This window comes from Rhizobacter sp. P3_C12 (assembly GCF_056402735.1).
The window spans coordinates 1-9,343 of the sequence record NZ_JBFUGW010000248.1; the positions used below are offsets into that span (position 1 = coordinate 1).

The 9,343-nt window shown below is 66.6% G+C and carries 7 protein-coding genes and 1 pseudogene; 6 read left to right on the top strand and 2 right to left on the bottom strand.

Features of this window, described 5'->3' with window-relative positions; translation table 11 throughout:
- From AC1DXV_RS26935 to AC1DXV_RS26960, 6 genes are all read left to right on the top strand, one after another.
- Window positions 1–874: CaiB/BaiF CoA transferase family protein (locus AC1DXV_RS26935; protein ID WP_477936448.1), on the top strand; the 874-nt coding region annotated here is incomplete at its 5' end.
- Window positions 874–1,689 (top strand): HpcH/HpaI aldolase/citrate lyase family protein, encoded by an 816-nt coding sequence (locus AC1DXV_RS26940; protein WP_477936450.1) that lies wholly within the window; start codon window positions 874–876, stop codon window positions 1,687–1,689. The genes AC1DXV_RS26935 and AC1DXV_RS26940, both read left to right, overlap by 1 nt.
- 31 nt (window positions 1,690–1,720) lie before the next feature.
- A complete protein-coding gene (locus AC1DXV_RS26945; RefSeq protein WP_477873704.1) occupies window positions 1,721–3,067 on the top strand; it encodes a class-II fumarase/aspartase family protein in 1,347 nt (448 codons plus the stop codon).
- A 70-nt stretch (window positions 3,068–3,137) separates the two neighbouring features.
- Window positions 3,138–3,272, top strand: a complete 135-nt coding sequence (locus tag AC1DXV_RS26950) for a hypothetical protein (protein WP_477873705.1) — start codon at window positions 3,138–3,140, stop codon at window positions 3,270–3,272.
- Window positions 3,273–3,499: 227 nt separating this feature from the next.
- Window positions 3,500–5,299, top strand: coding sequence for a DUF1800 domain-containing protein (locus tag AC1DXV_RS26955; protein WP_477936452.1), 1,800 nt, complete (start codon window positions 3,500–3,502; stop codon window positions 5,297–5,299).
- Window positions 5,300–5,323: 24 nt separating this feature from the next.
- Entirely contained in the window at window positions 5,324–6,886 is a 1,563-nt protein-coding gene (locus AC1DXV_RS26960) for a DUF1501 domain-containing protein (protein WP_477936454.1), read from the top strand.
- Window positions 6,887–6,932: 46 nt separating this feature from the next.
- Here AC1DXV_RS26960 and AC1DXV_RS26965 read toward each other — a convergent pair.
- Both AC1DXV_RS26965 and AC1DXV_RS26970 read right to left on the bottom strand, forming a co-directional pair.
- Window positions 6,933–7,022: pseudogene (locus tag AC1DXV_RS26965) on the bottom strand (ATP-binding protein); the annotation flags it as partial.
- A 2-nt stretch (window positions 7,023–7,024) separates the two neighbouring features.
- A partial coding sequence (locus tag AC1DXV_RS26970; RefSeq protein WP_477936456.1) for a discoidin domain-containing protein occupies window positions 7,025–9,343 on the bottom strand: 2,319 nt, incomplete at its 5' end.

Here is a 9,343-nt window from a genome sequence, read left to right on the forward strand (position 1 = left end):
CCTCGGTCTGGGCTACGACGTGCTGGCCGCGAAGAAGCCGGCCATCATCGTGTGCGACATCTCCGGCTACGGTGCGGACGGGCCGTATCGCGAAAAGAAGGCCTACGACCTGCTGATCCAGAGCGAGGCGGGCTTCGTCTCGGTCACCGGAACGCCCGACGAACCCTGCAAGGCCGGCCCGTCGATCGCCGACATCGCCGCGGGCATGTACGCCTACACCAGCATCCTCGCGGCGCTGCTGCAGCGCGCGCAGACCGGGCGCGGCCAGCACATCGACATCTCGATGCTGGAGTCCCTGGCCGAATGGACCAGCTATCCGCTGTACTACGCCTTCGACGGTGCGCCGCCGCCGCCACGCACCGGCGCCGCCCACGCCACCATCTACCCCTACGGCCCGTTCCCGACCGGCGCGGACCAGGGCAGCGTGATGCTGGGCCTGCAGAACGAGCGCGAGTGGGTCAACTTCTGCGAGGGTGTGCTGCAGCGTCCCGAACTGACCCGCGACCCGCGCTTCGCCGGCAACGCCAAGCGCGTGGCGGAGCGCACGGCGCTGCGCAAACTCATCGTCGACTCCTTCTCGACCCTGACTGCTGCGCAAGTGGTCGAACGCCTGGAGGCGGCGCAGATTGCCAACGCTCGCGTCAACACCATGCACGAGGTCTGGGAGCACCCGCAGCTCAAGGCACGCCAGCGCTGGCGCGAGGTGGGCTCTCCGGTCGGCGCGTTGCCGGCGATGCTGCCGCCCGGGACCTGGAACGAAGGCCCGCGCATGGACCCGGTGCCCGCGCTTGGCGAGCACACCGACGCCATCCTGCGGGAGCTGGGGATCGATGCCGAAGGTATTCGCACGCTGCGGGCCGCGGAGGCGATCTGATGGACCCGCGCACCTATCTCTTCGTGCCGGGCAATCGCCCCGAGCGGTTTGCCAAGGCACTCGCCAGCGGCGCCGATGCCATCGTGCTCGACCTCGAGGATGCCGTCGCACCGACGGCCAAGGGCGAGGCGAGGGATGCGATCGCGCAATGGTCTGGCCAGGCTGCCAAGGCCGACCGTGGGCGCATCGTTGTGCGTGTCAACGACGCCCAGTCGAACGCCTTCGCTGACGACCTTCGGCTGTTGCGCGAGGCCGATATCTCGAACGTCATGCTGCCCAAGGCCGAATCTGCGGCGCAGATCCAGGCTGTCCTGGAGAGGGTGTCCGAGGCGCGCGTGCTCGCGCTGATCGAAAGCGCGTGCGGTGTGGCCAGCGTGCAGCAGGTGGCCGGCGCGGACGGTGTCGCGCGCCTGGTCTTCGGGACACTCGACTACGCGCTCGATCTCGATCTCGACATCACCGACGGCTCCGAGGCCCTGCTGCACGCCGCTGCAGCGATCGCCATCGCGTCACGCGTGGCGGGCCTCGCGACGCCGGTCGCAGGTGTCACGCCTCAGTTCGACGACGAACAACGCCTGCTGGCCGACCTCGCATGGTCACGTCGCCACGGCTTTGGCGCCAAGCTGTGCATCCACCCGCGCCAGATCGCGCCCATTCATGCCGCCCTCGCGCCGAGCGCCCAGTCCGTGGACTGGGCACGACGGGTACTGGCCGCCGAGGCCGAGTCACCCGGCGCGGCCCAGCTCGACGGTCGAATGATCGACCGCCCCGTGGTACTTCAAGCCCAACGCATCCTGCAGCGCGCCAGCGCCTGACTCCAGCCAATTTTTCAGAAGGAACGCCACCATGTCCGCCACCATCATCGACTCCGCCATCTTCCAGGGCATCTTCGCAAGCGACGAGATGCGCCAGGTGTGGTCCGACGAGAACCGCACGCAAAAGTACCTCGACGTCGAGGCCGCGCTGGCCAAGGTGCAGGGTCGCCTGAGCCTGATCCCGCAGGAGGCGGCCGACGAGATCGTCAGCCACTGCCGGCTCGACCAGATCGACATGGCCAAGCTGCGCCAGCAGACCGAGCGCATTGGCTACCCGATCCTCGGTGTCGTCTCGCAGCTCAACGCCTTGTGCCGGGACAAGCTGGGTGAATACTGCCACTGGGGTGCGACCACGCAGGACATCACCGACACCGCGACCGTGCTGCAGATCCGCGAGGGTCTGGCCATCGTCGATCGCGAACTGGCGGCGATCTCTGCCGCGATGGCCAAGCACGCGAAGGCACACCGCCTGACGCCGATGATCGGCCGCAGCAACCTGCAGCAGGCGATCCCCGTGACCTTCGGCTACAAGATGGCGGGCCTGCTCTCGGCGATCGAGCGCCACCGAGAGCGCCTCGCACAACTCAAGGAGCGTGTGCTGGTGGGCGAGTTCGCGGGGGCTGCGGGCACATTGGCGTCGCTGGAAAAGGGCGCGATGGAAACCCAGGCCGGGCTGTGCGCCGAACTCGGCCTGAACCAACCGGTGATCGCGTGGCACACGATCCGCGACAACATCGCCGAGGTCGGCACCGTGCTCGGTCTGATCGGCGGCACGCTCGGCAAACTCAGCATGGACGTCAAACTGATGATGCAGACCGAGGTCGGCGAGGTGTACGAGCCGTTCGCGCATGGCCGGGGCTCGAGCAGCACGATGCCGCAGAAGCGCAATCCGATCTCCAGCTGCTACATCCACGCCGCGATCTCGGTGGTGCGCCAGCACGCCGCGGCCTTGATGGACGCGATGGTGGCCGACCACGAGCGCTCGACCGGTCCGTGGGAGATCGAGTGGATCGTGCTGCCCGAGGCGTTCTGCTTGATGGCCGGGGCGCTGAAGCAGTCGCGCTTCGTGCTCGAGGGGCTGGAAGTCGATGCACAGGCGATGCGCCGCAACATCGACATGACCCACGGCCTGGTGATGAGCGAGGCCGTGATGATGGGCCTCGGCTCCTACATCGGCCGCGAGTATGCGCACGACCTCGTCTACGACATCTGCCGCGAGGCGGTCAAGCAGCAGCGGCCGCTGCTCGACCTGCTGGCCGAGCACCCCGAGATCAACAAGCATCTCGATCGCGCCGCGTTGTCCAGGCTCTGCGACCCGTCCAACTATCTCGGCCAGTCGGGCCTGATGGTCGACCGCGTCCTCGCCACGCTGCGCTGAACCCGGCCCACTGCCGCCGGCCGACGCAGATCGGCGCAGTCTGCCCATGGCCCGCTCCAGGAGACACCCCATGAAGCCGCCCGAGCTGATCAAGCTTCTCCACGTCCAGGTCCTGCCACGCACAGATGACGGGAGTCGACCGGAGTTCCTTGATGAACTGGCGCAGCGATGTGCACCATCGCATCGCCCGCGGGTCTGCATCTGAATCCGCCAGGCGAGGCGCCGTTCGATGTCAATCGATTCGGAGTCAATTTGCATCCTGTTGCATGGCGTCTCGCTGCGACAACGGTCCCTTGTGGCATCCATCCGACTCCGCAAGTTTCGTCAGTTTTCCTGACATCGCGACTCACACACYAGCGCCGAAATTGAGGGCGCGGCATGTCGAGCGACATGGGCGTGCCGCGCCAACTTTGACGCAACAGGATCTTCACGATGAGAGCAGACGTGCACAAGGCGAGTGTGAGCGGCGTGGGGCCGACGTTGGCGTGGCGCAACTGGCGTATCGCCGGATGTCTGGTGCTGGCGGCCGTGATGGCGGCCTGCGGCGGCGGCAAGAGCGACGGCGGCGCCGGCGACGGCACCAGCCAGCCGCCGCCGGCCGGAGCTGAGAAGCCGGCCTCGCGCGCCGAGGCTGCGCGCTTCCTGACGCAGGCCACGTTCGGCCCGACCGATGCCGAGGTCGACCATGTGATGTCGGTCGGCTACTCGGCCTGGATCGACGAGCAGTTCGCGAAGCCGGCGTCCAGCAGTCTGGCACTCTGGGATGCGAAGGCCACGGCGAACAATGCGACCGTCAACGCGGCCCAGGACGGCACGACCCACGCATTCTGGCGCAACGCGATCAGCGGCGACGACCAGTTGCGCCAGCGCGTCGCGTATTCGCTGTCGCAGATCTTCGTGATCGCGATGCAGGACGCAAACGTCGACGCGCGTGCGTCCGCGGCCTTCCTCGACATGCTCAGCGTCAAGGGCCTGGGCAACTACCGCGACCTGATCGAGGGGGTCTCCAAGCATCCGCAGATGTTGGGCTACCTGACGGCACTGAGAAACCAGAAGGCCGATCCGAACACCGGCCGCGTGCCGGACGAGAACTACGCCCGCGAGGTGATGCAGCTGATGTCGATCGGCCTGCACATGCTCAACGCCGACGGCAGCAAGCAGCTCAATGCCGGCCAGCCGATCGACGCCTACGGCCAGGCCGACATCAGCGGCATGGCCCGCGTCTTCACCGGCTGGAGCTACGCCTGCCCCGCCTGGCCGGACAGCAGCTGCTTTTTCCTCGGCGAGAAGGCGGGCGTCCGCGATCCCGAGCGCACCACCAAGCCCGTGCTCGGCTATCCGGCCTACCACAGCACCGAGGAGAAGAAGTTCCTCGGCGTGACGATCCCCGCCCAGACCGGCCCTGATGCGAGCTTGAAGATCGCGCTCGACACGCTGCACAACCACCAGAACGTTGGCCCGTTCATCGGCCGGCAGTTGATCCAGCGGCTGGTCACGAGCAACCCGAGCCCGGCCTACGTCGCCGCGGTGTCGGCGAAGTTCGCCAACAACGGTTCCGGCGTGCGCGGCGACATGAAGGCGGTCGTCAAGGCCGTGCTGATGAACCCCGAGGCGCGCCAGATGTCGACGAGCTCCGGCAAGCTGCGCGAGCCGGTGCTGAAGCTCTCGGCTTTCCTGCGCGCGTTCGCGTTCAAGTCGGACACCGGTGACTACCTCGTCGGCAACACCGACGAGGCCGCCTTCACTATCGGCCAGTCGGCGCTGCGCTCACCGTCGGTCTTCAATTTCTATCGTCCGGGCTACGTGCCGGCGGGCACGGGGGCGGCGAAAGCGGGCCTGGCCGTGCCCGAGATGCAGCTGGTCAGCGAGACCAGTACCGCAGGCTACGTCAACTACATGCGCGACAACATCGTGTACGGCGTCGGCTGGTTCGCCGGCAGCGTCAACGGCAAGACGGTGAACCGCCGCGACCTGCAGCCCGACTACAGCGCCGAACTCGCGCTTGCCGACAACAGCTCGGGCCTTGTCGATCGCCTGAACGACCACCTGATGTACGGCTCGATGCCGGCCGCGCTGAAGAGCTTGATCAGCGGCGCCGTCGACAAGATCGCAATCCCTGCGCTGAAGGCCGACAGGTCGAACCAGGCCGATGTCGACAGAACGAAGCTGGACCGCGTGCGCGCGGCGATCTTGCTGACCGTCGTGTCGCCCGAGTTCCAGGTGCAGCGCTGAGCGCAACTACGCAACGAGTCCACCATGATTGACCACCAACTGTCCCGACGTCTCTTCCTGCGCAACGCCGGTGTGCTGTCCGCCGCCGGCGCAGCCGCCGCGCCGCTCGCGCTGAACTTGGCCGCGATCGGCTCGGCTGCCGCGCAATCGGCCGGCGACTACAAGGCGCTCGTCTGCATCTTCCTGTTCGGCGGCAACGACTCGCTGAACACGATCCTGCAGACCGACACCGCCTCGTGGACCAACTACACGACGGTGCGCAACCAGGCGCCCGATTCGCTTGCACTGATGGCGGCTGGTACCGCGGCGGTCGCCGGGGCCGCGGCCGGCTCGCCGGCACGACTCGGCGGCGTGTTGCCGATCGTCCCGGCCAAGGCGCGCACGGCACCTGGCGGCGGCACGCAGACCTTCGCGCTGCATCCGCTGCTGGGCTCGCTGCAGACGATGTTCAACACCGACAAGCGACTCGCGATCATCTCCAACGTCGGCCCGCTGGTCGAGCCGCTGACCAAGGAAACGTACAACAACGGCAAGGGCCGCCGGCCAGCGATGCTGTTCTCGCACAACGACCAGTCGAACACCTGGATGTCCTTCAAGCCCGAAGGCGCGACGGTCGGCTGGGGCGGGCGGCTCGGCGACCTGATGATGTCGCAGAACAGCCGCTCGATCTTCACGTCGATCTCGACCTCCGGCAACGCGGTGTGGCTGTCGGGGCAGAGCGTCCAGCAGTACCAGGTCAGCGCGAACGGCGCGATGCGCATGGGCTCGGACGAGAACGGCAACATCTACGGCTCCCGCGACGTGGCCGCGGCGATGCAGCAGATCGTCTCAGGGACGCGCGGCGGCCACGTCTTCGAGGCCGATCTCGCGGCGGTCGCCGCGCGCTCGGTCGACGCCGAGACGACGCTGCGCACCGCGTTGAAGGCGCCGAGCGATCCGCTGTTCGGCACCCCGGCCGCCAACTACAACGCGAACAACGACCCGAAGCTGCAGTACGACAACCCGCTGACCGGCGCGAAGTCGTTCAGCGGCCTCGCGCAGCAGCTGCAGATGGTCGCGCGGATGATCGATGCGAGCAGCGCAGCCGGCATCGGCGCCAAGCGCCAGGTGTTCTTCGTCGGCCTCGGCGGCTTCGACATGCACGACGGTGAGAACCGAACCCACGCCGACCTGATGGCGCGCCTGGCGCACGCAATGCGCTACTTCGACACCACGCTCGGCGCGATGGGCGCGCAGGGCAAGGTCACGACGTTCACGGCAAGCGACTTCGGGCGCTCGTTCACCAGCAACGGCGACGGCACCGACCATGGCTGGGGTGGGCACCACTTCGTGATGGGTGGCGCGGTCAAGGGCGGCGACATCTACGGCAACATCCCGGTGCTGGGCGCGAAGAACGCGAACAACAACGACTTCGACAGCAGCCCGAACCAGATCGGCAACGGCAGCCTGCTCCCCAGCACCTCCGTCGATCAGCTCGGCGCGACGCTGGCACGCTGGTTCGGCGTGTCGGACACCGATGCGCTGACGGTCTTCCCGAACCTCGCGAACTTCGATGCGAGCGTGCGCAACCTCGGCTTCATGGGCTGATTCACCGATCGCCGCGGCACGTCTTCGCTGTCCCGAGGGCCAGTCCGGCACGCAAGGTGCTGCCGCGGTGGCCACACGGGCACGGGTTCATGGCCGCGATGAGCTGGAAGCGCGCCGGAAACTCCGCCTGCCGTGCAATCACCGCGGCTTGGAAACGAGCAGCCCGAATTCGCCAAGATCCGTGAAGACGCTGTCGCCATTGTTGGCTGTGACGTTGAGCCGGTAGTAGCGATAGAAGCTGGGATTCGCGATCGCGTAGGTCTGCAGCTCGAAGCGTTGGGCAAACGCATGGTTGCTTTGCGTGTCGAGCGTGGTCCAGGTGGATCCATCGCTGGAGCCCTGGAGCTGCCAGTCCTTCGGATCGCGCGGGACCAGGCCGCCGGCGCTGGTGATCGCATAGCGCTGGACGCGTTCCGTGTGGCCGAGGTCATATTGCAGCCAGCCGGTCGTGCCCTTGTAGAACCATCCCGACGCCGTGTTCTGGTCGAAGGCACTCATGGCGCCACTCGTGTTCGTGCTGTCGCTCGCGGTGCCACCGGTGGCGACGTTCACCATCGGATGAGCCGGTGTGGCGCTGTCCGCAGGAGAACTACCGCTCGTTCCGGCGGAATTGCTCGCCGTGACCGTGTAGTAGTAGGTCACGCCATTGGTCACCGACTTGTCCGTGTAGCTGCTGCCTGTGACGCCCGACGCGACGGTCGCGTATTGGCCGTCGATGGATGTCGCGCGCCTGACCGTGTAGCTGGTCGCGCCGAAGGATGCCTGCCAGCGCAGCGGCACCGCGCCATCGCCCGGCGAGGCCAGCAGCATGGCCGGCGCCGCGGGGATGATGCTCGGCGCACCACCGTCGCCGCCGGTGATCTGGACGTTGCTGAAGGTGGAGGTGTTCAGGCCCTTGGCAACCGAGGAGACAACCAGGCCGACATAGATCGTGTCGGGAACGGGCGCGTCGATGCGGCCGACATCGGTGGCCGCCCAATTGGTGCCGTCGGGAGACACGTAGCCGGTGATGATGYTCCCGACGCGCTCGAGCTTCACCCAGTACGAGGGCGTGGAGCTGGCGATGTCGAAGGCCTTGGTCCCATAGTTCGAGCCACCATACACCGCGAGTTTCTGCATGTTCTGTTCGGCGTTGCCTCGGCTGGCGACGGCCATCYAGGCGCGGGGAGCGCCTGGTTCCAGGCTTGTTCGCATCATCACGCCCGCCTTTGCGGCCGGACTGGTGTTCTGGACCGACTCGACTTTCGCGATGATGGCGCTGTTGCCGGTGATGGCCTTGTAGGTGAAGTGGCAGCCGTCTTGCGTGCCCCACAAGATATCGTTGCCCGCACCCTGGATCGTCCATTTGCCGTTGGCGTAGGTGGACACGCCCGCCGGGGAGGCGCCTCCGATGTCCGCATTGCTGAACCCCGCGGTGATCGAGGTGGTCGAAGGAATGGGCAGCGCCGACGGCGGCGTCGCCTTCGTGTTGTCGGCGTCCTTGAGGAACATGAAGCTGGTGCCGTCCACGGGCATCCAGCCGCGTCTCTGAGCGATGAAGGGGGCCTGGAGGCCCTTGCGCAGGACGTAGGCGCCATAGAGCTGAGTGAGCGCGACGTTTCCGCCATTGGCGCCGTTCCAGCCGTGCCCGGTGACGTCGGTGATGTAGTAGCGATCAGTCGTGCCGAAAGGAAGGGCTGTCGTCGGGACGAGCTCGTTCACCCTCGCGAAATACTCACCCGCTGCCAGCAGGCGGTCGTCAAGGTCGGAATAGATGTCGATGCCCTGGCTCCAGAGCGCTTCGGCGAGCATGGTCAGTGACTTGAGCTGCCCATGGGAGTGCCCCTGGTCGCGAAGGTAGTCGCCGAGCATGCCGATGTCGTTGGAGTTTCGCAGTCCGATATGGGCGAGGGTGCGGGTCTGGTAGACGACCTTGTCCAATGTCTCGCGGTCGTCGTTGTAGATCGCCATCAGTCCGCTGGCGACGAGGGCGAGTGCACCCTTGTTGGCGGCCCCGTACGAGCTATCGCCGTAGGGATTCGCCGCCGGCATCAGGACGTTCTTGAAGTATTTCTTGACGGTCGCCGTGTCGGCCTCCTTCCAGCCCGKCCAAGTGCTTCGCAGGATGTCCGCGCCGCCCACGAACTGGAAAGCGTAATCGCCCAAGTCGAGCATCGACTCGCGACCCGAGAACTCGACTTGGGTGGTGGCCCACCCAAGCAGCAACTTGCGCGCATTCACCGCGTATCGCTCGTCCCGAGTGAAATACCACATCCGGGAGAGATCCCAAATGGCCATCATGTCGTTGCGCCAGGCCCAGAGATTCTCGTCGGGCGCGCGGCTCACCTTCGCGAACGGGCCACCATGCCCTGCGTAGCTGAGCCTGGACGTGGGACTGTTTGCCAACTGATTGAAAGCGGACGTCCACGGCTCCTTGCCCTGATCGACATACGCCTTGAGCGTCTGGAGATCCGAGAG

Coding starts and splice junctions, on each gene's coding strand:
- AC1DXV_RS26940 (WP_477936450.1), top strand. CDS start 874: ATGGACCCGCGCACCTATCTCTTCGTGCCGGGCAATCGCCCCGAGCGG.
- AC1DXV_RS26945 (WP_477873704.1), top strand. CDS start 1,721: ATGTCCGCCACCATCATCGACTCCGCCATCTTCCAGGGCATCTTCGCA.
- AC1DXV_RS26950 (WP_477873705.1), top strand. CDS start 3,138: ATGAAGCCGCCCGAGCTGATCAAGCTTCTCCACGTCCAGGTCCTGCCA.
- AC1DXV_RS26955 (WP_477936452.1), top strand. CDS start 3,500: ATGAGAGCAGACGTGCACAAGGCGAGTGTGAGCGGCGTGGGGCCGACG.
- AC1DXV_RS26960 (WP_477936454.1), top strand. CDS start 5,324: ATGATTGACCACCAACTGTCCCGACGTCTCTTCCTGCGCAACGCCGGT.